Below are 21,213 nucleotides of genomic sequence, written 5' to 3'. Positions count from 1 at the left end.
ATCGGTTTAGAATAATTGCGTTGACAACTACCGCAGTCATGGTAAGATATAGTCGCTACTCATACTATAAGAAGTAGCAAGAATGCACTCATACGTCACTACAATAGGAGGAAGACATGAAAAGGAACCGAATAGGGTTACTGATGCTTGCGTTGATACTGGTATCGGGTTTGCTCTTTGCAGCTGCGCAGGCGGAGACTGCTACTCCGACGGCAGGAGGAATGGAACCTCTCAAAGCAGGCACGTACTCATGGACGGCTGGTGGAATGGGAGGCGGTTGGTACACACAGGCTGGAGCCATGTCGGCAATTGTGAAAAACACATTCCCCGAAATTACAATCAAGGTCATTCCTGGTGGTGGCACAGCAAACCCGCTAGCAGTTGATCAGGGAAAAGATGATTTTGGTTGGGGTGTGGGATATGTCGACAAAGCTGCTTACAATGGTATAGCTCCTTTGTATGACAGGGAAGTCAAGAACATCAGAGGACTGCTGGGAGGATTCTCTGTGGACTTCTACCACTTCCTTGCTGCGAAATCGACTGGAGTTACCACGATCGACGAATTTGCTGCAAAGATCAAGGCCGGAGAGAAACTCAACGTTGCGGCTCCGATGCCGGGAACCAGTGAGCGTGCCCTTACCACGTTCATCCTTGAAAACTACTATGGCATTTCCTACGAACAAATCGAGAAAAATGGCGGCAAACTGTTCCAGGCTGTCTATGGTGATATGGTCAACTATTATAAGGATCGACACGTTGATTACGTTATCGCATGTCTTGGACTTCCCGGTGCCGCAATTACCGAAATGACGATTTCCAGAGATTCAACCATCCTTGAAGCCAGCGATGATTTGATCAAGTGGAGTGCCGACACCTATGGTACTGTTGCCCTCGAAACCGGTTTGAACGTGATTCCCGCGGGAACCTACAAGGGTATTGATGTGAACAAGAAGGCCATCGGACACTCTACTGAAATCATTGCTTCTGCCAAACTGTCCGACACTGTTGCCTACCATTTCGTGAAAGCTCTCATAGAGAACATTGGTGAAGTGAAGAGCATCAATCCTTCGTTTGGGAAGTATTTCACGGCTGAGACTGCTCCTAATACAATGATTCCTCTGCATCCGGGTGCTGAAAAGTATTACAGAGAGGTTGGTTTGTTGAAGTAAGAGTACCTCGACTATCAAAAACGGACCTTCCGTAAGGTCCGTTTTTTAAAAACTAAAACAAAAGTGGAGTGAATACTATGCGTGAATTGAAAGGTTGGTTGAAATGGGTTGTCAGTTTTTGCCTAGTTGCGGTGGCTGTTTTTCATTTATATACCGCAATATTTGGAGTTTTCCAGCCAAGAATTCAGCGTGGTATTCACCTGATGGTTCTCTTGCCGATGGCCTTTCTTCTGTTTCCTGCGTCTAAAACCAAGTCGCCTACTGATCGACCGACGGTATTGGATTGTATATTAGCCATTTTGGCTATTTTCCCACCACTGTATCTGATGTTGTCGGATGCGAGACTGAATATGCGGTATGAAATGATCGATCCAGTCCATCCGGTGGAGACAGTTCTCGGCCTTATCAATATCATATTGCTGATCGAGGCGGTTCGCCGGGTTGTCGTACCTGCGATGGCCATCCTGATCAGTCTCTTTCTTGTGTATCTGGTCACAGCTCCGTATCTCAGTGGTATTTTTTACTCGAAGCCGATGCAGCTCAGCCGCATGGTGGAAATTCTCTACCTCTTTACAAGTGAGGGGATATACGGTTCCATCATCGGGGTTACGGCTACACTGGTTGCTGTATTTGTCATCTTCGGTGCGTTCATGCAAAATACGAGGACCGGTGAGTACTTTACAAACTTGGCAGTATCACTAGCGGGAAGGTCGGTTGGTGGTCCTGCGAAGATTGCTGTCATCTCAAGCGGCCTGTTTGGTTCAATCAGCGGGGTGGCTGCTGCAAACGTATATGCAACCGGTGTGTTCACCATTCCCCTTATGAAGCGGTTGGGCTATCGCAAACAATTCGCAGGAGCGGTTGAATCAGCTGCCTCAACAGGTGGGTTGATCATGCCTCCGATCATGGGTGCCGGAGCGTTCGTCATGTCGGAAATAACCGGAATTGCGTATGTCCATATCATCAAGGCAGCCGTCATTGGAGCAATTTTCTATTTTCTGAGTATTCTCATCAAAGTCCACTTCGAGGCCAAAAAAGAGAATCTTCGAGGAATGGATGAAAGCGAAATTATTTCAACGAAACAAGTCTTAAAAGACTCGTATCAGTTGATTCCCCTCATTATCCTTGTCATTTTCCTAGTAATCGGTTATTCGCCGTTCATGGCTGCTGTTTATGGAATTCTGGCTACATTCTTGATTACATTCTTCAAGCGTAACACGTGGATGACTCCCAAAAAGTTGTATGAAACGTTTGAGTTGGCTGGAAAGAATCTCATCATGCTGGCAGTCACATGCGCCGGAGCCGGAATGGTGATCAGCATCGTGACATATACCGGCTTAGCGTTGGGAATAGCTTCCGTTATCCAATCCTGGTCAGGCGGATTTTTGCTGCCTGCATTGATGCTCATCATGGTTACATCGATTCTGATGGGCATGGGAATGCCGTGTACTCCCGCCTATATCGTTGCCGTAACAATTGGCGGTCCGGCTCTGCAGGCCCTGGGTATCGATGTACTGACCGCCCACCTCTTTGTATTCTATTTTGCCATCCTGGCTGAAGTGACGCCCCCGGTGAGCATTGCTAGTTATTGTGGAGCTGCCATTGCCGGTTCCGACCCGTTGAAGACGGGATGGGAAGCGTTGCGTCTGGCGCTGGTGGGATTCATCATCCCCTATATCTTCGTTTACAACCCTGCCTTCTTGATGAGAGGATCCTTTCTTGAAGTCATAGCCCTTTGTATTCTCATATTCTATGCTGTTATTACTATGGCATCATCGATGCGTGGATATTTTAACAGGATTTTGAAACTCTGGGAACGAGCGGTATTGGGAGCTTTGACGGTAGCTATGATCATCGTAGCGTGCACACCGAAAATCATGCATTCGTACACTGTTGATATGGCCTTGATCATATCGGCTGTCATCATCTTGGTTTTCTTTATTGTAGCAAAAATGAAAAAGAAGGTAATTAAGCCCGCCGTACCGGCTTAAGGGAGAGCATTGGTAATAACATAGTGACGCCATCATTCAGGATGGTTGAGCTGGTTGTGCGATACAGCAGTATGAACAACCGGCTAAAAAGGTGGTACATATGAAATCATATCGAGTTGCAATTGTGGGAGCCCTGGGAGCTGTTGGCCAACAGATGACCAAGATTCTGGAACGGTCCTCGTTGGCTGTCTCCTCGCTCAAACCGATGGACATCGAAGAGAATGCAGGAAAGCAAGTACCGTTCAGGAACAAGATGTGGACGGTTGAAACAGCGGACAAGAGTAAGTTCACCGATGTTGATATCGCTTTATTCTCTGCTGGAGCAGAAGCGAGTGAGATCCTGGCTCCGATAGCCGTTTCGGAAGGAGCAGTGGTAATCGACAACTCGAGCCAGTGGCGTATGGCCGAGGGCGTACCTTTAGTGATTCCCGAAGTCAATCCTGAAGCATTGCGAGCACATAAGGGCCTGATCGCAAACCCCAATTGCTCGACGATTCAGATGTTGGTGGCGCTCAAGCCATTGCATGATGCATTCACAATCAAGCGTGTTGTGGTTTCGACCTACCAGGCTGTCTCAGGCAGCGGAGCTGCTGCAATTCGTGAATTGCGGGAACAGTCTCAGTCGGTATTGGATGGCAAACAAGCAGTCGCGAACGTGTATCCGCATCAGATAGCTTTCAATGCGTTGCCTCACATAGATGTATTCTTGGAAAATGGGTACACCAAAGAAGAGATGAAGATGGTAAATGAAACACACAAAATGCTGGATCCCAACATTCTTGTCAGCCCGACGGCTGTCCGAATTCCGGTATTCAGAGGTCATAGTGAGTCCATCAACCTTGAGTTTGAAAAGCCATTCGAGATGGAACAAGTGTTCGAGATATACAAAAAAGCCCCAGGCATACAGCTGGTGGATGATCCTGCCCGTCTGGCGTACCCGTTGGCGATTGATGCAGAGGATTGTTACGAAGTCTTTGTAGGAAGACTCAGAAGGGATCCTTCGGTTGAAAACGGTCTGAATATGTGGGTGGTTTCTGATAACCTGCTCAAGGGAGCGGCGCTCAATACTGTACAAATTGCCGAAAAACTGGTCGAAATGGATTTGGTTGATCGGTCGGCACACTTGAGGAGACGAAGTACATGACTCATGCTGCCGACGTATTGGTTATCGGTGGAGGCATTATCGGCCTGTCTTGTGGTTTTTACCTCGCAAAACGAGGTAAGCGGGTATTTGTACTTGATACAGGGGGCTTTGCCGATGGGGCATCCGGTGCATGCGATGACATGATACTCTTCCAGTCCAAAAAGCCCGGCATCAATCTTGAACTGACGTTTGAGAGCTTGGAACTCTATAAGTCGCTGCGTGCCGAAATGGATGACAACCTTGGATTTGCAAACCTGGGCGGAATGGTGCTGATCGAAAACCAACAGGAGTTGGAGATCATGGAGGAGTTTGTCTCACAGCAACGTTCGTATGGTCTTGATGTCGAGGTGATCGACAAACGTGAGATTCACAAGAAACAACCCTTCCTCAGCGACCATATCATAGCTTCCACCTACAGCAGGATGGACTCCCAGGTGGATCCATTTGCAGTGATGCGGGCCTTCGAACGAAAAGGCGCTCACTATGGTATGAAGGTCTTCAGGCGAAACGGGGTAGTCGGCATCGATCGAATCGGCAACGGTGATTATTTGGTATCCACCCAGGACTGTACGGTGTTTCAGGCCCCGGTTGTCGTAAATGCAGCAGGAACGTGGGCGGGTCAGATCGGGGAGATGGTCGGAGCCAACGTACCCATTACCCCCAAACGAGGCCAAATCGTCATCACCGAACGAGTCCCACCGATAGGGGAGACCAATCTTTGGAGTGCGAAATATCTGGTGACAAAGTTACGAAACGATGTTGTTGTGGATTTGAATGAAGATGAGCGGTCGATGGGATTGTCCTTTGCATTTACCCGTTCGGGAGGTGATACGTATTTGGTCGGCAGCACCCGTGAATACGTAGGGTTCGATAAGAGCACCACGATCGGGGGAATCAGGGCGATCATCAATCAGACGCTCAAGTATCTGCCACGGCTGCGTGATGTCAACTTCATTCGTGCGATTGCCGGCCTGCGGCCTTCGACGCCCGACGGGAGGATGCTGTTGGGCGAGCATAGTGGAATTGAAGGATTCTTTACTGCAGCGGGACATGAAGGCGATGGTATTGCCCTTGCTCCGATTACCGGTACACTCTTGGCATCGATGGTGTGCCGGGACCCGGTCGACCATCGATTGGACGAATTGTCGCCCAACAGATTCGCAAACCTGTAAGGAGGTGTGTGTATGGCTGACGATGATAAGGATATGTTCATCTGCCGCTGTGAGGAAGTTACCTTGGGCGAGATTGAACAGGCTATAGACGAGGGTTTTATAACTGTCAAGGATATCAAACGTGTTACTCGGGCGGGTATGGGCCTTTGCCAAGGAAGAACCTGCTCCAAGACCATTGCAAGAATCATTGCCCAGCGCACCGGCAAACCGCTTGAAGAGGTTATGCCGAAATCCTATCGGTATCCCGTGCGACCTGAAAAGATGCAGGTAGTTGAGAACGAGGAGTTCAATGATGCAAAGAATTCTTGATCATCCGATACTTGGTCCGCTTCCGGAGGAAGAGAAAGTCACCATCTATGTTGACGGCGAACCTGTCGAAGCGCGGAAAGGTGAAATGATTGCTGCAACACTCATGGCTGCCGGTAAACCCTATTTCCGTAAGACGGTGAAAAGACATGAACCGCGCAGTATCTTCTGCGGCATCGGTCGCTGCACCGATTGCGTTATGACTGTCAACGGAACTCCAAATGTACGTACCTGTGTAACGGCGGTAGAGGATGGGATGGTGATAGAGACGCAGATGGGATTCGGCGATTGGGGAGGGGAACGATAGCAAATGGTAGAACGAGATATAGTTGTTATCGGATCCGGCCCGGCTGGATTGTGTGCGGCTATCGAAGCTGCAGAGGCCGGAGCGAAGGTGTTGTTGGTTGACGAAAACGCAAAGCCCGGTGGACAATTGTTCAAGCAGATTCACAAATTTTTCGGCTCTCGGGAACATAGTGCAGGCGTACGCGGAATCGATATCGGGACCTTATTGCTGAAGAAGGCGGAAGAACTGGATATTGAAGTCTGGCTCAATACCGAAGCCTGCGGAATATTCGATCAGGATAAAGTCTGGCTGGTGCGTGATAAAAGCAAATCCCTGACCATCCATGCCAAGCGCATCATACTGGCAACCGGAGCCAACGAGAATGTCGTCAATTTTCCTGGCTGGACACTTCCCGGTGTTATGGGAGCCGGGGCTGCGCAAACCATGATCAATATCCACCGGGTTCTCCCGGGCAAGAAAATCCTGATGATCGGGTCGGGGAATGTAGGCGTCATCGTCTCATATCAGTTGCTTCAAGCCGGAGCACAAGTCAGAGCGGTGGTCGAAGCAGCCCCGCAACTTGGCGGGTATGGTGTACATACGGCAAAGGTCAGACGTGCAGGTGTTCCTTTCTACACTGCTCATACCGTATTTGAGGCTCATGGAACCGATCATGTCGAGTCGGCACTGATTGTAAAACTCGATGCCGCTTGGAAACCGATTGCAGGTACAGAATTTACATTGAATGTAGACACCATCTGCATTGCCGCCGGCCTTACCCCTGCGGTGGAACTGGCCTTCGGCGCTGGTTGCCGTTCGGTCAATAGTCCCGTTTTGGGTGGTTTAGTGCCATGGCATGATGAGTCGATGCGTACCAGCATACCTTCGATTTACATCGCAGGCGATGTTTCAGGTGTTGAAGAAGCCAGTACTGCGATGGAAGAAGGGCGCATGGCCGGATTATCGGCTGCCCAATCGCTAGGGTATCTCGAGGCATCACGGTATAGGTCGCGATTTGAGGCAATCAACCATAATTTGATGGCCCTGCGTTCCGGGATGTTCGGCCAAAAAAGACGCGATGCGAAAGAGGCCATTATGGCTGCCAGGGAAGGGTGAACGAGATGGATTATCAACATGAGAGCGAAGAGAGACTGAAGACCACCGGTGCGGCAAGCTTGGCTGAATTGCACGCAACAAAGGAATACATCCTTCCTGATGAGCGCATGCAACATCCAGTGGCAGTAATTGAATGCATCGAGGCAATCCCCTGCAACCCATGTGAAACGGCATGTCCAGTTCATGCCATTACGGTTGGTTCCGAGATCACCAACCTACCGGTCATCGACATCGAAACATGTACCGGGTGCGGTTTGTGTGTAGCAGCTTGCCCCGGCTTGGCCATCTATCTCAAGCAAAAAAACTACACCAAGAATTTGTCCTTTATTGCTTTCCCGTTCGAATATCTGCCGCTTCCAGAAGCGGGGAGAACTGTAAACATGGTCAATCGATACGGCCAGGTAGTATGCGAAGGGACTGTGATCAAGGTGGTGACCATCAAGCGGTTCAACCGAACCGCAATCATTTATGCATCCTACCCGGTCGAGCAGTATGAACACGTTGTGAATATGCAACGTTTGGCAACCGACTAAATAGCGAATTCTTCCTTGATGATTCGTATTGCCTTATCGACGTCGGTAGAGTAGATTGCATATTCAATCTTACTCTCCGACGTTGTAACTGCAAAAATCGAAATATCTGCTTTTGCCATACAAGAAAACACTTTATACGCTACACCGGACTGGAATTCCATGCCAGGGCCTTCCACGGTCAGCTTGGTGATATTCTCAGAAATAGTTGCTTTGGTTTGCAGCTGCGTCTCAGTAAGCTTGGCAATTACGCCCCTTGTCTTGTCAAGATCTTTCCGATTAATGGTAAAAGCTATTGCGATATGTCCGTTGGTTGCACCCGTATGGCTGATCATGTCAATGAATACATCATTTGATGCCAACGCTCCATAGAGGTCTGTAACCAGCGTCATGTTTCGCGGTATATTCTCAATTGACACCAAAACCTGATCTGGTTGTGCCAACAGCGTCGTTATCGCACTTTTTGCAGTAATCATATCCTGCATCGAATACATGCCGGGTTTTTGTTCGACGATATAAGAAGCCGCCAAGATGGCACCGGTAGCGAACACCTGTCGCGAGAAGGCTTGATGACTGATGGTAATTACTTCGTCTTTGCCTGCAAACAAAACTTCATGCTCACCGACGATTGTTCCACCACGCATTGAGTGGATGCCCAGCTCATCACTTTTCCGCTGTGTATCGCCTCCGTGCCTGCCGTATACGTATCTCAGCCTTTGCGTCCGACCTTCGTTAACCGAATCGGCAAGCATCAACGCCGTTCCACTGGGTGCATCCTTTTTCAGGTTGTGATGCTTTTCGATGATTTCAACATCAAATTGTTCTCCTAAGACCTTTGCTGCATTTTTTACCAGTTGTTGAACGAGATTGACTCCTAGCGACATACTTCCCGAACGAAAAACGGGAATCTTTTCTGCTGCCCTTGTCAATGCATCCAATTCGGGAGTCTCAAGCCCGGTTGTCGCCACAACAACAGCGAGCCTGCGCTCAATGGCAATATCGAGATAGTCGTGCAACGATTTGGGTGAGGAAAAGTCGAGGAGAACGTCTGCTTGAACAGGGCATGCAAGCAGGCTTGGATACACCTGGTATTCTCGTTCACTTGGATATACGTCTATTCCTGCAACAATGGAAAGGTTGTCAATTCGCTCTGCCATTGATGTAATGACTTGTCCCATCCTTCCACTACAACCGTATAGAATTATTCTAACCATATAAAACATCCTGTTAGCAAATATGTTTATATGTTATTCTAAAAACAAAGATGAATCAATGATAACATGGAATTATTTTTAGGTATTTATCCATGCTCTTTGCATAGTGGACAAAAAAAGAATGTTTGTGCAAGACTAGTTTTGCTTCAGCAAGAGGCGATCATTCAACTCATGCCATCCTGGAGATTCTTGAATCCGGTTTCATCTGCCATTTTTGTGTATGAAGCATGGACGCGTGTTGCTGCAAAGAGAATTCTGTTTATACTGCCTGATTGCCTGCAGCATGAAAGAATTTCATTTCTTGCGTTCGTATTCGTTTTGCTAAGATTCAATGCTTGAATGTAGCCAGAAGCGTTTCCTTATGGAGTGTGTTAAGCGGTACCAGCGGAAGCCTGAACACCTCTTCAAGCATTCCTTTAGATGCCATGTATGTCTTCACTGGGACAGGATTTGTCTCGATGAATTGGTTTACAAAGAAGGGATAGATCCAGTTGTAAACCTCCAACGCAGTTTTGAAATCACCTTCGGCGGCAGCGTGAGTCATCTTCACCATCTCGGCCGGAAACATATTGCTGGCTACTGAAATGATGCCTTGGGCACCGCACACCATCATCGGCAGTGTAAGTGCATCGTCTCCGGATAAGACAGAAAAATCGGCAGGTTTTCGGTGAAGCAAGTCCTGTATCTGACCCATATTACCACAAGCTTCCTTATCAGCGACGATACGTGGATGCTCTGCCAGCCTGAGTATAAGATCAACTGACATGTTGATTGCGCTGCGGCCTGGAATATTATAGAGGACAACAGGCAAACCGCCTTTTTCAGCAATCTCGATAAAATGACGATACAGACCTTCCTCAGACGGTTTGTTGTAATAAGGTGCTACCTGCAACGTGTAGTCGGCTCCGGCATCCTTTGCTTTTTTTGTAGCTTCAACCGCCGATTTTGTGCAGTTCGATCCACTGCCGGCAATGACAGGGACTTTCCCGTTTGCAAGTTCGGCAATTGTCTTGATGATCAGCTCTTTCTCTTTGTCATCGAGAGTCGGGCTTTCTCCGGTTGTACCGATCGGTACCAAGCCATCAATCCCTGATTCCAATTGTTTTTGAACGATTGCCGTAAGCGCACCTATGTCAATGTGCCCATTTTGAGAAAACGGTGTGACAAGCGCAGTAAAAACTCCCTGCAACATGGTTATTCTCCTTGCTTTTTTTTGTAATCACTACTCATACTGTGAGTGGTAGTAGTGTAAACCGCCGAATTAGTGCAGTCAAGTAAAACTGCTGGAAGAAATTAGAGTGGGGTGCCTTGTCCGCTTGGAGTTGTAAAGATGTCTTGCGGGAATGGTTCAGATTGGTTAGACTGATACGGAGGTAACGTTGTGGAAATTACAAAAGATAAATGGAAGAAACCAATTCTGGAACTGATAGGAAATTCTAAAGAACCGGTTGGATCATGGTATATTGTCAACAGTCTTAAAAAAAACGGTATTGAAGTCAGTAGCGCGACCGTTGGACGAGAATTGAACGAGTTGGAAACACTTGGATATTTGGAAAAAATTGGATTCAAAGGGCGCCTGATCACTCCACTTGGAAGGAAGATCATTGAGGATACGAATACTACACTCGAACTTGATTATTACAGGACAAGCTTGGAATCATTGTTAAGTAGCGATGTGCTGGAAAATTTCATCATAGTTCTCGAAGCCAGGTCCGCCATTGAGCGCCAAACGGCACGTCTTGCCGCTGAACGCATAACAGATGAGGAACTGCAAGAACTTAAACGCTGTTATGCTAATCAGCAGATGCACTCATCCGACAGGCAGAGTATTGCAAAAGATGATATAGCTTTCCATAGCTGTATCGCAAGAGCTTCAAAAAACAAAGCCTTGGTATCACTGTATATGATGCTTTCCACCATGGGCCAACAGTCTGAATTGTTTGAACAACTCAGGCATCGTGTAGGCGACGACTATCGTACGTATCACCTCAGTATTCTCGAGGCAATCGAGAATCATGACCCTGATAAGGCTGAAGACAGCATGATGGACCACCTGCAGAAACTGACGCACGACGTGAATCAGTATTGGAACGAGTATATGCGCAAGCGCAAAAATGGTGATGGATTGTAGAATCCAAATGAAAATTCCTGATGGTTTTTCCCATGTAATCGAGTAGCCAGCTGGAGCGTTCTCCGAACTGCTTGTAATACGTTCAACATTTGGTATTCCCTGTAGTTGAATACCTTCTTATCCCGGCCGACAGGACAACAGTCGTTGTAAGTCGGCCGCGATTACGACAACCATACTGGAATACCTGCCAACGAATCGGATTTTTCAGCCTGGTTTTTCATTTCGAAATCATGCTTCTTGGTCGTACCTTCCAGAAAATCATGAGTCTTGCTTGGAATGAAAGTGGGTCAATTTGAGGGATAACACTGTTCAAAATAGTTGCATAAAAAACATTTTGTTGTGATTATAGACAAAATGTTATGAGAATGATACACTCCAAAACAATTAAAACAAAGGAGAACTGAATGCACATTGCAATCGTAGGATTTGGAAAGATGGGTAGGCAATTGCATGAGGCTGCAATTACCAGCGGACATGATGTCGTCTCTATAATCGATCCATACGTTGTGGATTCGAGGGTGACGCATCGTACGCTGACTGCACAGGCTTTGGCGGGTGCGGATGCAGCCATCGAGTTTTCTGTAGCAGAGGGAATTGAAGAACGGATGAAGCTGTACTGTGATACCTCGACACCTGCAGTCATTGCTACAACCGGATGGTACGATAAGCTTGATTCTTTGAAGGAACTTGAGTCCCTTCCTGGATGTGCTATCATCTGGTCTGGTAATTTTTCCATTGGAGTCCAACTCTTTTTCTCCATCGTACGCAAGGCTGCGAGTCTGATGAACAACTTTCCTGAATACGATTCCCTGGTTCAGGAATGGTTTCATGCTGCCAAGGCTGATAGTCCCTCTGGTACTGCAGTGATGCTCGGAAATATTCTTACGCAACAGCTTGACGCAAAAGACAAGCTAGAAACTGCACGGCTTGACCGCAGGCGGGAGAAGCATGAAATTCACATCTCCTCGGTTCGTGGCGGATACAGTCCAGGTGTGCATACGGTACTGTTCGACAGTCCTGTCGATACAATCGAGCTAACCCACACGGCTCGCAACAGTGAGGGGTTTGTATCGGGAGCCCTGAAGGCTGCAGCTTGGATTGTTGCTAAAAAGCAGGGCTTCTTTTCTATCGATGACATGCTTGACGACGTATATCTATCAGTGGAGAAGAATGTATGAAAGAATTGAGTTTCAAGGGGGTTCATACTGCGTTGATCACCCCGTTCACCAAGAAGGACAATCTGGATGAAGAGCGCCTTGAGCAGATCATCGAGATGCAGATTCAAAGCGGCATCGACGGGTTGGTGCCCTGCGGCACTACCGGGGAGAGCCCGACCCTCAGTCACGACGAGCATGACCGCACCATCGCCCTGACCGTCAAATTTGCCAACGGCCGGGTTCCTGTCATTGCAGGCACCGGCTCCAATGCCACCAGCGAGGCTATCAGGCTCTCCCGGCATGCCCAGCAGGTGGGAGCTGATGCTGTGCTGCTGGTCAATCCCTACTATAACAAGCCTACCCAGAAGGGTTTGTATCTCCACTTCAAAGCAATTGCCGAGAGCGTCGACATTCCCTGCATTCTCTACAATATCAAGGGAAGAACGGGTGTGAATATTGAAACCGAAACGGTAAAGGCTCTCAGCGATGCCTGCTCGAACATTGTGGGAGTCAAGGAAGCCAGCGGCAGCCTAGAACAGATGCGCGCGGTCATTGATGCCACACATGGCAAGTTCCATGTACTCAGTGGTGATGACAATCTCTCCTTGGCCTTGATCGAGAGCGGTGGTGACGGTGTCATCAGTGTCGCATCGAACATCTGCCCAGCCTATATCTCAAAAATGATTCACCTTGCCCTGGGAGGCAAGTTTGCTGCAGCGCGGGAGATGGAGGCGAAGCTTGCTGGTTTCTTCAAGGCCTGTTTCTTGGAAACCAATCCCATCCCGATCAAGACGGCCATGGCACGGTACGGCTGGTGCGAAGAGTCGTTCAGGCTACCGCTGTGCAGTTTTGAGAATGAAGAGAACAGGGTCCGCCTCTATGCAGAACTTGATGCATTGGATGAGCTTGGGGCGATAGCAAGGAGATAGTGTTCATGGCTACGATCAATACGAATTATCAAAAGCTTGCAAGCGGGTACCTCTTTCCGGAAATCGCCCGCAGAACAAGTGCCTGGCAGAAGACCCATCCAGGAGTGCCTGTCCTTCGCTTGGGCATCGGCAATACCACCGAAGCTCTTCCCAGGGCAGTCTGCAACGCAATGAAGGAGAAGATTGACGCTCTTTCAGATCGCAGCACCTATACCGGATACGGTGATGAGCAGGGAGATGCCTACCTGCGCGAGGCCTTGGTCGCCTACTACCGGCGCTACGGAGTAGAGTTGGAAAGCACCGAGTTCTTTGTCAGTGACGGGGCCAAGAGTGATGCTGCCAACATTCAGGACCTGTTTGGTGAAAACAATATCGTTGCCATTCAAGACCCTGCCTATCCAGTGTATGTGGATAGCAATGTAGTCGGAGGGCGTACCGGGCTTTTCAATAAGGAGAAGGGTTGCTACGACGGCTTTGTCTATTTGGCAAGCACGGAGGAGAATGGGTTCATTCCCGAGCCTCCGAAACAGAAGGTGGACTTGATCTACCTGTGCAGTCCGAACAATCCCACAGGCTCGGTTGCATCCTATGACCAGCTGAAGGTCTTTGTCGATTACGCACGAGCGCACAAGAGTGTCATCATATTCGACAGCGCCTACAGCGAGTACATCACCGAAGCCGGGTATCCCCGCTCCATCTATGAAGTGGAAGGGGCCAAGGAGTGCGCCATCGAGATAAACAGTTTCTCCAAGTTTTCCGGTTTTACCGGTGTCCGGCTTGGTTGGACCATCGTACCCAAGGCACTGGTCTGTGAGGATGCTCCTCCAACCGTGCTCAATTCGATGTGGAACCGCCGGCAATGCACGTTCTTCAACGGTGCAAGCAACATTGCCCAGAAGGGTGGATATGCTGCGTTGGCCGGAGAGGGATACGAGCAAAGCAGGGCCTTGGTCGCATACTACTTGGAAAATGCCAGGATCATCCGTGAAGGGCTTACCAAAGTTGGCTTGACGGTCTATGGTGGGATCAACAGTCCGTATATCTGGGCGAAGACTCCCAATGGTATGGAGAGTTGGGATTTCTTCGACCTGTTGCTCGATACCTGCCATGTGGTGGTGACCCCGGGAAGTGGATTCGGCCCGGCCGGCAGGAATTTTGTGAGGGTTTCGTCGTACGGCCATCGCGAACAGGTTGTCCAGGCTATGCAGATGATTGAGGAGAATTTGAAGATATGAGTGAGAAAAAGCTACCGATAGGTCATGGACAGATGCTCGAGCTGGCTTCCCAATTGCCGACCCCGTTCTACTTGTACGATGAAAAAGCGATGATCGAGCATGCTCGGAGTTTCAAGAGACTCTTTGCTTGGGCACCCGGTTTTTGCAATTACTATGCGGTAAAAGCTTGTCCCAACCCAACCATTCTCAAGCTCCTGGCCCAAGAGGGGTTCGGAGCAGACTGCTCCTCCCTGCCTGAACTGCTGCTTGCCAAGGCTTGCGGCATCACCGGCAAAAAAATCATGTTTACCAGCAATGACACCCCGTCTGAGGAATTCAAGGCGGCCTATGACCTCGGGGCCATCATCAACCTGGATGATATTACCCACATAGAAGCGCTCCAGCAGGCGGTTGGGACGACTCCCGATACCATCTGTTTCAGGTATAATCCCGGTCCTGACCGTACCGGCAATGCCATCATCGGCAACCCGGTGGAGGCTAAGTACGGGGTGACCACGGCCCAGATCATCGATTGCTACAGGATCATGAAAGAGAAGGGAGTCAAGCACTTTGGTCTTCATACCATGGTTGCATCCAACGAATTGGATGGATCGTACATCGTTGAGACCGCCCGCATGCTCTTCGACCTTGCCATCCGCATCCACAAAGAGGCAGGCGTACGCATTGAGTTCATCGACATGGGAGGCGGCATCGGCATACCCTACCGTCCCGACCAGGAGGCGATGGACCTTGCAAAGGTCAGCAATGATATGCATGAGCTCTATGAGAGCATGATTGTTCCGGCAGGCCTGGATCCACTTCAGATTGTCTTCGAGTGTGGACGGGTGATCACCGGTCCCTATGGGTACCTTGTCAGCAAAGTCCTGCATGTAACGAAAAAGTACAAGGACTATGTCGGCCTTGATGCATCGATGGCGAATCTTATGCGTCCCGCCCTGTATGGTTCCTATCACCATATCACCGTGGTGGGAAAGGATACGATGCCTTGCGACCATACCTATGATGTAACCGGGTCGCTGTGCGAGAACAACGACAAGTTTGCCATCGACCGCAAGTTGCCCGAAGTGCAGAAGGGCGATATTGTAGTGATTCATGATGCAGGGGCCCACGGTCACAGCATGGGCTTCAACTACAATGGAAAGCTCCGCTGTGCCGAGTATCTGCTCAAGCGCGATGGTTCGGTGGTTATGATTCGCAGGGCGCAAACCTACGATGATTACGTACAGACCCTTCGGTTTGAAGGAGCGGAGGTGGAGGTTTGATGCACACCTTTCCAATTCGCGTGTATTACAGTGATACCGACTGTGGTGGCATTGTCTACCACGGCCGGTATCTTGATTTCGCCGAGCATGCAAGGACGGAAATGTTGCGTGAAATTGCCCAACAGCACGGCCTGAATGGTTCGCAAACCAGCCTTATGGAGGCTGAAGGCCTTGCCTTTGTCGTCAAATCGATTACGGTGGATTATCAAAGCCCGGCCCATCTGGACGATCTTTTGGAAGTGCAGACCGAGTTTGAAAGTGCAAAACGGTTCTCGATCGTCTTTCGGCAGACAGTCCTGCGTGACGGGCAGGCTCTGTGCGTCCTTCTGGTCAGGGTAGCCGCAATCAATGCACTGACACACCGTCCGATGCCCCTTCCTGCTTGGTTCGTCCCGGCATTTGAGTCAGCTACCTAGGCATGTCAAGCAGAATGGTTGAGGAGCCCAGGCTTCCCAACCGGTCGTGATTGACGATGACATCGTAGCGGTGAACTCCGGCAAGCGGAATACTGGTATAGGCAGCCTGTGATGCTTGTACGAGGATACCCTCGCAATACCAGTCGATCTGCAGGTCGTTGATACCAATTCCCTCCGGGAGATTGCTCGGAGTATAGGTAAGCGTCACCTCATCCCCCGCTTTTGCTTGCAGTGGGCTAAAGACAATGCTTCCTTCGATGGGAAGCATGGTGTTGTTTACGACCATGATGGTGTAGGCGGTGGATAGGTCGCCGATGATGAGCTCAATGCTGCCATCGCTGGTCACCCCGTCAAGGATTCTCAAGGATTGACTTGCTCCGCTGACCAGAACCTCCTGGCTGAACAGCTGCAGTTTGAGATAATAGGAGCCGGCAGGCAGGGTCTTTGCCAAGGCAACCGTGCCGTCCGTTTTGTTCAATGCACCAACCTCAAGATCGACCGGTGAACCGCTTTGATGGAAAAGCTGGGCTTCAAGGCGAACATCCGAGGCCACCTGATCGGGATCCCAGGAGAGCTCGATGCTCATTGTTCCCTCTCCGACAAGCTGCGTCAGTTCCAAGGTCGCCTCATTGGTTACCGATGAGAGCAGGGTTGTCAAATCCCCGCTGACAAGGGCGGTTCCTTTGCTGTTGGACCCGACTGCATGCAATTTCCACGTTCCGATAGCAAGGTTTCCGATTTCCACCACCTGGTCTGCAGATTGCACATCCACCGTTTGCCCTTTCGGCCCTGTTCCGGTGATCCTCACCGTAGCGATGGTCATGTCCTGTGGTGTGGGCAGCAGGCTTCGCGATGTCCGAAACCGCTCGGAGGCGAGGTTCAACCTCAAGGTCGCATTATCAGGCTCAACGGTGTTTTCACAACCAATGAGCAACGCGAGCAGCAGCAAGAGTCCAGCAAAGGACAGTGTTCGATGGTTCATAATGATATCTCCTCAATTTGTGATGCATATCAAGGAGAAAAGCCTGCCTGTTTGCTTCACAATCCCCTAGGTTTGGATGTACGCTCTCGTCTATACTTACAGAGAGGGAGTATGAAATCATGATTACCATCTATAGCCGACCACTTGCGCAAACCCTTCCGATCAGCCTGATTCCTCTGTGGGGTGAGTATGAGGGTGTTGAGGCTTCAGTGCGCATGGCTTGGGAGAACCAGCTGTTGCATCTACGCTACCAGGTGCGGGAACCCCAGCTCAGGCGCATGGTGACTGAGCACAATGGAAGGGTGTGGGAAGACAGCTGTGTGGAAGCTTTTCTGCAGCGGGAAGGCCAGGAAGTCTATGTGAATGTTGAGTGCAGCGCCTCTTTGAGCATGCTCGTGGGCAGGGGGGAGGGAAGGGCGAATCGAACGTTGTTCCCGCCTGAATTCATTCAAACAATCGATCATACAGTCGAAATACTCGAAAACTCCAACAAACAAAGCCGCTGGACTCTCGAAGTGAGCCTTCCGCTTGATTTGTTGGGTCTGGTAAAACCGGGTGAGGATTTGAGGAATGTGCAGTTGAAGGGAAATTTTTACTGCTGCGCCGACAAGCATGCAGTTCCCCATTTCCTTGCTGTTTCGGAAATAGGCACGTTGAAACCGGATTTCCATTCGCCTTCTTATTTCAGTCCGATACGCTTCGCCTAGGAGTGATTCGGATTGAAAGCCTCCTCTGCTGAAAGCAGTGAGGCATCCAACAATTTGCTGATGGCAAGGTGTGCCAGGTGCTGGCCGAAGATGGCAGTGACGGTGGGAAGGCTGCCCAGCACGTTCCGCCTTCTTCCCCTGTCGATAATCTGCTCATTGAGGTCGGCATGTTCCTCTTCCTCGGGCTTTCGATAGGTGAATTGCACCAATTCCGGACTGTATATCACATCGATGCCTCTTCCAACTCCCCGCTTTCTCAGGTTTGTCCGCACCGCCCGTGCCAATGGACATCCATAGGTATCCATAAGGTCGGCTTTCCTGACCAGGAAGGGGTCGCGGCGAAGGGCGGCCCCCATGCTGCTCACCACTTTGATCTTGCGATTGTACGCTTCCTCCAGCAAGGAGCATTTTGGATTCAGCGAGTCGATGGCATCGACGACCAGATCGATTTCTCCTTCAAGGATTTGCCCCAGCGTCTCCTGGTGCACAAAGAGGGGGAGGACCTCAAGGTTGCATTCGGGATATATCGCCCGTATGCGTTCTGCCGCCACTTCGGTTTTCAGCCGGCCCAGGCTATCATACGTCGCAAGTATCTGTCGATTGAGATTCGTGATTCCAACGGTGTCGAAATCGACGATCCGCAGCGTGCCGACGCCGCTGCGCACCAAAGATTCCAGACACATGCCCCCCACAGCACCCAGTCCAACCAACACGACTCGCTTTTCGTGCAGCGATTGGACGGCATCTTCACCGAGAAGTCTTGTTATGCGTAAGAATTGTTCTGATTTCATCGTTGTGGTTCTCCAGTTGCTCTTCGCTGTACCCGCTGAGGCTGCAAAAGGCTGCAATATGGTTTGCGAAAAGCTGTGCATAGTCGCGTTCGAAGCCTGTGAAGTCGGTTTCCAAGGCGAAAGGAAGCTCTAGTATCTGTTGGATGCGTGATCGAAGGTTGCTTTTGTAGATATTCGGTCCATAGGATGGGATGACTTGGTACCGCACCGCCTCTGCAATCGTTTCAAAACTTGCAGTACAACCATGCCACAACAACGACGGCAGGTATTTGCGCTCATTTCTCAATACCGTCAACAATAGGCCGTTCTCCCGTACGCAGTGCAGGCTGACGCTGCGGCCAAGCTCGAAGCCCATGTGCAGCATTTGGGCAAGAAAGGTTCGCTGGGTCTCCCTGTTTGGATATCGGCGGTCCAAACCAACCTCGGCTATCTGCAGGTCGGGATGTGAGACAAGCATTTCATAGACAGCATCCGGGTCACCGGGGAACTCGGAAGGCAGGATCCCGATACCCCCCACTGCCGACGAACCAAGATTCAGCAGGCTTGGCCATTCAGAGGGACTACTGGTTGCATAGAGGGCATTTTCGGTTGCTTCGCAGTCACTTATGTGTCGATGGGCGTCAAACATGCCTTATGGTACGGCCCGGGGCCCAGGAGGTCAAGCTAGAGCAGAAGAGCAAGGTATGTTACGCCGATGGAGAGCAGGATGGGGATGATCATTCCCTGTCGCTTGTAGGCGAAGAGCGCAGCTGCTGCAATGCCCAGCAATCCTGCGTACCAGCTCTGGTTGTAGTCGAGGATGACACCGGGGAAAATCAGGGGACCGAGGGCTGCGATGGGCAGCAACCTGAGACTCTTCGAGAGGAATGTGGGAAGACGGTCGAGAAAGGTTGCGTAATAGGGCAGGGCGCGTACCAGAAAGGTTGCAACAGCGCTGAGCAGGATGGGGATCATGAAGGGTGGGTGGTCAGTCATACATACTCCTCGATATCGTCAGTGATTGCAGCGCCGAAAAAGCTTGCTGCGAGCATGGAGATGACAAATGCCCAACCGACGCCCAGATGCAGGAGCAAGATGAGAACGCTGTTGAGGATGGCCGAAATTGCTGCAATGAGGAGAACCTTGAAACCTTTCTGCCGGAACTCCTGGGCCAGCAGGGAGCTGAACATCGCATACAGGGTCACTCCAACTGCCAGTTGCAGGGCGGAGGGCAGAATCATGCCCACCAAAAAGCCTGCTGCGGTTCCGCTCACCCAACCTGCATACGCTATGCCTTCCAAGCCTGCCAGGTAGTATTTGGTGATGGGTTGATTGTGCAGTACTGCAACGCTGAAAACCTCATCGGTGGTTCCATGGGCGAGCAGCGCACGCTGCCAACCTCCTATCCCCTTTGTGAGCTTGCGTGACAGTTCTGCTCCCATAAAGGTGTAGCGAAGATTGACCAACAGGACGCTGATGAATATTTCGGCCGGGATGGCACCTTTGCCTATGAGGTTTGCAGCAAGAAACTGCCCGCTTCCGGCAAAATTGGACATGGAGAAGAGCACCGCTTCCCAAATTCTTAGTCCCAGGTCCCTGCACACCAGGCCGAAAGCCATTGCGGTTGGAAAGTACCCTACAAAGATGGGAAAGCCTTCTTTGCAGCCTTGTTTGAAGGTAAATTCTGATTGCATGTGCGTCAGGGTATTCTTTTACACCCTTTCTTGCAAGCCGCGGGTATGCTATCATAGCTTACTTTCGGAGGTGCCTATGGCTGTGTATCTCGCTAATACCGGGTTGGAAATCCTGCTCAAGGACGGCTCACTCGACCAGAAGCAAATGCTCGCGTGGTTCGAGGAAGCCGTGCGCATTCCCACCAAGTATGGATTTTATGCCACCAAGGTGCTGCAAAGCGGGCTTACATTGGTGTATCGCGTGGTTGCGAAAGGTTCCGATACGGAGATTGCCGGTCTGGATATGCATATGAGCGGACGTTGTCTCTGGTCGGCCAAACCCTTGGTTCGCATCGGGGAGGGGGAGGCCCTCTCCCTTACGCTGCTGATGACCAATCCCAGCGAGAGGAGCGCCTTCATTGCTACGCTGGTGCATGCAGCGACTTTGGAGCAGATTGACGAGGATACCATCCTCAATCTCCAGGTCTGTGCGTTTCCCCAAGCCCTCGATGTTTTTGACAGCCGGCAGGCGTATGAATCGGCAACCGATGAGAAAGGAAGGTTGGAAGACAAGAAGTTGCTCCCTTTCAACTACATCATGGCACGTGACGAGAGCCTGAGTGAGGAAACCCGACAAAAATTCGCCCGGCATGAGCAGATGGTGCTGCTTTGCGGTCCGGTCCTGGCTGTTGAAGAACGCAGGCACGGGTTTCGTGATACGCTGTGCATGGTTGCAACCATAGCAACGGAGATGGGGCATCTGGATCTGGTGTTCTCAGCAAAACAGCTGGCAAAACCACTGCAGAAGGGATCCTACGTGGTAGCCAGCTGTGTTGTCAGTGCCGATGTGCTGACCGACTAGTGGGCTGTAAAGTCTAGTGCTTGTATATTTGCTTCGAGCTAAAATGGTGAGTAGCAAGGCCAAGGAGGAGAAGATATCTACGATATCTGATCCGACGAGAACGCAGCTACCCGGCGTTTGGGCCGAAGAAAATGAAAGAAATAGGATTTACAGACCACTAG

Annotated in this window: 23 protein-coding genes; 16 read left to right on the top strand and 7 right to left on the bottom strand. The window is 50.2% G+C overall.

Features of this window, described 5'->3' with window-relative positions; all coding sequences use genetic code 11:
• Positions 1–116: 116 nt before the first annotated feature.
• From B3K89_RS05290 to B3K89_RS05255, 8 genes are all read left to right on the top strand, one after another.
• A complete protein-coding gene (locus B3K89_RS05290) occupies positions 117–1,169 on the top strand; it encodes a TAXI family TRAP transporter solute-binding subunit (protein ID WP_293892144.1) in 1,053 nt (350 codons plus the stop codon).
• 77 nt (positions 1,170–1,246) lie between these two features.
• Positions 1,247–3,160, top strand: coding sequence for a TRAP transporter fused permease subunit (locus B3K89_RS05285; RefSeq protein WP_345907153.1), 1,914 nt, complete (start codon positions 1,247–1,249; stop codon positions 3,158–3,160).
• A gap of 100 nt (positions 3,161–3,260) precedes the next feature.
• A complete protein-coding gene (locus B3K89_RS05280; protein WP_293892138.1) occupies positions 3,261–4,304 on the top strand; it encodes an aspartate-semialdehyde dehydrogenase in 1,044 nt (347 codons plus the stop codon).
• A complete protein-coding gene (locus tag B3K89_RS05275; protein WP_293892135.1) occupies positions 4,301–5,476 on the top strand; it encodes an NAD(P)/FAD-dependent oxidoreductase in 1,176 nt (391 codons plus the stop codon). Before B3K89_RS05280 ends, B3K89_RS05275 begins: the two co-directional genes overlap by 4 nt.
• 12 nt (positions 5,477–5,488) lie before the next feature.
• Entirely contained in the window at positions 5,489–5,785 is a 297-nt protein-coding gene (locus B3K89_RS05270; protein WP_293892133.1) for a (2Fe-2S)-binding protein, read from the top strand.
• Complete coding sequence (locus B3K89_RS05265; RefSeq protein ID WP_293892130.1) at positions 5,769–6,089, top strand: (2Fe-2S)-binding protein; 321 nt, start codon at positions 5,769–5,771, stop codon at positions 6,087–6,089. Before B3K89_RS05270 ends, B3K89_RS05265 begins: the two co-directional genes overlap by 17 nt.
• A 3-nt stretch (positions 6,090–6,092) precedes the next feature.
• Positions 6,093–7,184, top strand: coding sequence for an NAD(P)/FAD-dependent oxidoreductase (locus tag B3K89_RS05260; RefSeq protein WP_293892127.1), 1,092 nt, complete (start codon positions 6,093–6,095; stop codon positions 7,182–7,184).
• Positions 7,185–7,189: 5 nt separating this feature from the next.
• Entirely contained in the window at positions 7,190–7,717 is a 528-nt protein-coding gene (locus tag B3K89_RS05255; RefSeq protein ID WP_293909023.1) for a 4Fe-4S dicluster domain-containing protein, read from the top strand.
• Here the strand turns inward: B3K89_RS05255 and dapB (B3K89_RS05250) are convergent.
• Both dapB (B3K89_RS05250) and dapA (B3K89_RS05245) read right to left on the bottom strand, forming a co-directional pair.
• Positions 7,714–8,928 carry a 4-hydroxy-tetrahydrodipicolinate reductase gene (dapB, locus tag B3K89_RS05250; protein WP_293892121.1) on the bottom strand — a complete coding sequence of 405 codons (1,215 nt, stop codon included), beginning with the start codon at positions 8,926–8,928 and terminating at the stop codon, positions 7,714–7,716. The genes B3K89_RS05255 and dapB (B3K89_RS05250) overlap by 4 nt on opposite strands.
• A 328-nt stretch (positions 8,929–9,256) precedes the next feature.
• On the bottom strand, positions 9,257–10,120 hold the full coding sequence (dapA, locus tag B3K89_RS05245; RefSeq protein ID WP_293892118.1) for a 4-hydroxy-tetrahydrodipicolinate synthase: 864 nt from the start codon (positions 10,118–10,120) through the stop codon (positions 9,257–9,259).
• Positions 10,121–10,309: 189 nt separating this feature from the next.
• On the opposite strand from dapA (B3K89_RS05245), the gene B3K89_RS05240 reads away from it, so the two are divergent.
• The 6 genes from B3K89_RS05240 to B3K89_RS05215 all read left to right on the top strand — a co-directional run bounded on the left by B3K89_RS05240 (position 10,310) and on the right by B3K89_RS05215 (position 16,058).
• Positions 10,310–11,059, top strand: a complete 750-nt coding sequence (locus B3K89_RS05240) for an FCD domain-containing protein (RefSeq protein WP_293892115.1) — start codon at positions 10,310–10,312, stop codon at positions 11,057–11,059.
• Between the two features lie 404 nt (positions 11,060–11,463).
• Positions 11,464–12,237 carry a 4-hydroxy-tetrahydrodipicolinate reductase gene (dapB, locus tag B3K89_RS05235; RefSeq protein WP_293892112.1) on the top strand — a complete coding sequence of 258 codons (774 nt, stop codon included), beginning with the start codon at positions 11,464–11,466 and terminating at the stop codon, positions 12,235–12,237.
• Positions 12,234–13,145: a 4-hydroxy-tetrahydrodipicolinate synthase gene (gene dapA, locus B3K89_RS05230; protein ID WP_293892109.1), complete on the top strand. Its 912-nt coding sequence runs from the start codon at positions 12,234–12,236 to the stop codon at positions 13,143–13,145. The genes dapB (B3K89_RS05235) and dapA (B3K89_RS05230) overlap by 4 nt, the downstream gene beginning before the upstream one ends.
• A gap of 5 nt (positions 13,146–13,150) precedes the next feature.
• Complete coding sequence (locus B3K89_RS05225; protein WP_293892106.1) at positions 13,151–14,380, top strand: LL-diaminopimelate aminotransferase; 1,230 nt, start codon at positions 13,151–13,153, stop codon at positions 14,378–14,380.
• Positions 14,377–15,642: a diaminopimelate decarboxylase gene (gene lysA / locus B3K89_RS05220; protein ID WP_293892103.1), complete on the top strand. Its 1,266-nt coding sequence runs from the start codon at positions 14,377–14,379 to the stop codon at positions 15,640–15,642. The genes B3K89_RS05225 and lysA overlap by 4 nt, the downstream gene beginning before the upstream one ends.
• Positions 15,642–16,058, top strand: coding sequence for a YbgC/FadM family acyl-CoA thioesterase (locus tag B3K89_RS05215; RefSeq protein ID WP_293892100.1), 417 nt, complete (start codon positions 15,642–15,644; stop codon positions 16,056–16,058). The genes lysA and B3K89_RS05215 overlap by 1 nt, the downstream gene beginning before the upstream one ends.
• Here the strand turns inward: B3K89_RS05215 and B3K89_RS05210 are convergent.
• A complete protein-coding gene (locus tag B3K89_RS05210) occupies positions 16,051–17,040 on the bottom strand; it encodes a hypothetical protein (RefSeq protein ID WP_293892097.1) in 990 nt (329 codons plus the stop codon). The two genes, B3K89_RS05215 and B3K89_RS05210, sit on opposite strands and share 8 nt — an antisense overlap.
• A 119-nt stretch (positions 17,041–17,159) precedes the next feature.
• Here B3K89_RS05210 and B3K89_RS05205 point away from each other — a divergent pair, with 119 nt between their 5' ends.
• Complete coding sequence (locus B3K89_RS05205; protein ID WP_293892094.1) at positions 17,160–17,747, top strand: carbohydrate-binding family 9-like protein; 588 nt, start codon at positions 17,160–17,162, stop codon at positions 17,745–17,747.
• Here the strand turns inward: B3K89_RS05205 and B3K89_RS05200 are convergent.
• The 4 genes from B3K89_RS05200 to B3K89_RS05185 are packed head-to-tail and all read right to left on the bottom strand — an operon-like array spanning position 17,744 to position 20,211.
• Positions 17,744–18,538 (bottom strand): tRNA threonylcarbamoyladenosine dehydratase, encoded by a 795-nt coding sequence (locus B3K89_RS05200; RefSeq protein WP_293892091.1) that lies wholly within the window; start codon positions 18,536–18,538, stop codon positions 17,744–17,746. The two genes, B3K89_RS05205 and B3K89_RS05200, sit on opposite strands and share 4 nt — an antisense overlap.
• Positions 18,495–19,166, bottom strand: a complete 672-nt coding sequence (locus tag B3K89_RS05195; RefSeq protein ID WP_293892088.1) for a TatD family hydrolase — start codon at positions 19,164–19,166, stop codon at positions 18,495–18,497. Before B3K89_RS05195 ends, B3K89_RS05200 begins: the two co-directional genes overlap by 44 nt.
• A 35-nt stretch (positions 19,167–19,201) precedes the next feature.
• Positions 19,202–19,513 (bottom strand): AzlD domain-containing protein, encoded by a 312-nt coding sequence (locus B3K89_RS05190; RefSeq protein ID WP_293892085.1) that lies wholly within the window; start codon positions 19,511–19,513, stop codon positions 19,202–19,204.
• Positions 19,510–20,211, bottom strand: a complete 702-nt coding sequence (locus tag B3K89_RS05185; RefSeq protein WP_293892082.1) for an AzlC family ABC transporter permease — start codon at positions 20,209–20,211, stop codon at positions 19,510–19,512. The genes B3K89_RS05190 and B3K89_RS05185 overlap by 4 nt, the downstream gene beginning before the upstream one ends.
• A 76-nt stretch (positions 20,212–20,287) precedes the next feature.
• On the opposite strand from B3K89_RS05185, the gene B3K89_RS05180 reads away from it, so the two are divergent.
• On the top strand, positions 20,288–21,052 hold the full coding sequence (locus tag B3K89_RS05180; RefSeq protein ID WP_293892079.1) for a hypothetical protein: 765 nt from the start codon (positions 20,288–20,290) through the stop codon (positions 21,050–21,052).
• The last annotated feature ends 161 nt before the right edge of the window (positions 21,053–21,213 follow it).

Origin of the sequence: Sphaerochaeta sp. UBA5849 (genome assembly GCA_002432715.1) — a bacterium.
GTDB lineage: Bacteria > Spirochaetota > Spirochaetia > Sphaerochaetales > Sphaerochaetaceae > Sphaerochaeta.
The sequence above is the reverse complement of the archived record's forward strand: the minus strand, read 5'-3'. Positions and strand labels throughout refer to the sequence as shown.

Excerpts from the sequence above, each read along its gene's own strand:
- B3K89_RS05195 (WP_293892088.1), bottom strand. The coding sequence starts at position 19,166 with ATGTTTGACGCCCATCGACACATAAGTGACTGCGAAGCAACCGAAAAT.
- B3K89_RS05285 (WP_345907153.1), top strand. The coding sequence starts at position 1,247 with ATGCGTGAATTGAAAGGTTGGTTGAAATGGGTTGTCAGTTTTTGCCTA.
- B3K89_RS05190 (WP_293892085.1), bottom strand. The coding sequence starts at position 19,513 with ATGACTGACCACCCACCCTTCATGATCCCCATCCTGCTCAGCGCTGTT.
- B3K89_RS05205 (WP_293892094.1), top strand. The coding sequence starts at position 17,160 with ATGATTACCATCTATAGCCGACCACTTGCGCAAACCCTTCCGATCAGC.
- B3K89_RS05200 (WP_293892091.1), bottom strand. The coding sequence starts at position 18,538 with ATGAAATCAGAACAATTCTTACGCATAACAAGACTTCTCGGTGAAGAT.
- B3K89_RS05260 (WP_293892127.1), top strand. The coding sequence starts at position 6,093 with ATGGTAGAACGAGATATAGTTGTTATCGGATCCGGCCCGGCTGGATTG.
- B3K89_RS05275 (WP_293892135.1), top strand. The coding sequence starts at position 4,301 with ATGACTCATGCTGCCGACGTATTGGTTATCGGTGGAGGCATTATCGGC.
- dapA (WP_293892118.1), bottom strand. The coding sequence starts at position 10,120 with ATGTTGCAGGGAGTTTTTACTGCGCTTGTCACACCGTTTTCTCAAAAT.
- B3K89_RS05255 (WP_293909023.1), top strand. The coding sequence starts at position 7,190 with ATGGATTATCAACATGAGAGCGAAGAGAGACTGAAGACCACCGGTGCG.
- dapB (WP_293892121.1), bottom strand. The coding sequence starts at position 8,928 with ATGGTTAGAATAATTCTATACGGTTGTAGTGGAAGGATGGGACAAGTC.
- B3K89_RS05210 (WP_293892097.1), bottom strand. The coding sequence starts at position 17,040 with ATGAACCATCGAACACTGTCCTTTGCTGGACTCTTGCTGCTGCTCGCG.
- lysA (WP_293892103.1), top strand. The coding sequence starts at position 14,377 with ATGAGTGAGAAAAAGCTACCGATAGGTCATGGACAGATGCTCGAGCTG.
- B3K89_RS05265 (WP_293892130.1), top strand. The coding sequence starts at position 5,769 with ATGCAAAGAATTCTTGATCATCCGATACTTGGTCCGCTTCCGGAGGAA.
- B3K89_RS05215 (WP_293892100.1), top strand. The coding sequence starts at position 15,642 with ATGCACACCTTTCCAATTCGCGTGTATTACAGTGATACCGACTGTGGT.
- B3K89_RS05185 (WP_293892082.1), bottom strand. The coding sequence starts at position 20,211 with ATGCAATCAGAATTTACCTTCAAACAAGGCTGCAAAGAAGGCTTTCCC.
- dapA (WP_293892109.1), top strand. The coding sequence starts at position 12,234 with ATGAAAGAATTGAGTTTCAAGGGGGTTCATACTGCGTTGATCACCCCG.
- dapB (WP_293892112.1), top strand. The coding sequence starts at position 11,464 with ATGCACATTGCAATCGTAGGATTTGGAAAGATGGGTAGGCAATTGCAT.
- B3K89_RS05180 (WP_293892079.1), top strand. The coding sequence starts at position 20,288 with ATGGCTGTGTATCTCGCTAATACCGGGTTGGAAATCCTGCTCAAGGAC.
- B3K89_RS05270 (WP_293892133.1), top strand. The coding sequence starts at position 5,489 with ATGGCTGACGATGATAAGGATATGTTCATCTGCCGCTGTGAGGAAGTT.
- B3K89_RS05290 (WP_293892144.1), top strand. The coding sequence starts at position 117 with ATGAAAAGGAACCGAATAGGGTTACTGATGCTTGCGTTGATACTGGTA.
- B3K89_RS05280 (WP_293892138.1), top strand. The coding sequence starts at position 3,261 with ATGAAATCATATCGAGTTGCAATTGTGGGAGCCCTGGGAGCTGTTGGC.
- B3K89_RS05225 (WP_293892106.1), top strand. The coding sequence starts at position 13,151 with ATGGCTACGATCAATACGAATTATCAAAAGCTTGCAAGCGGGTACCTC.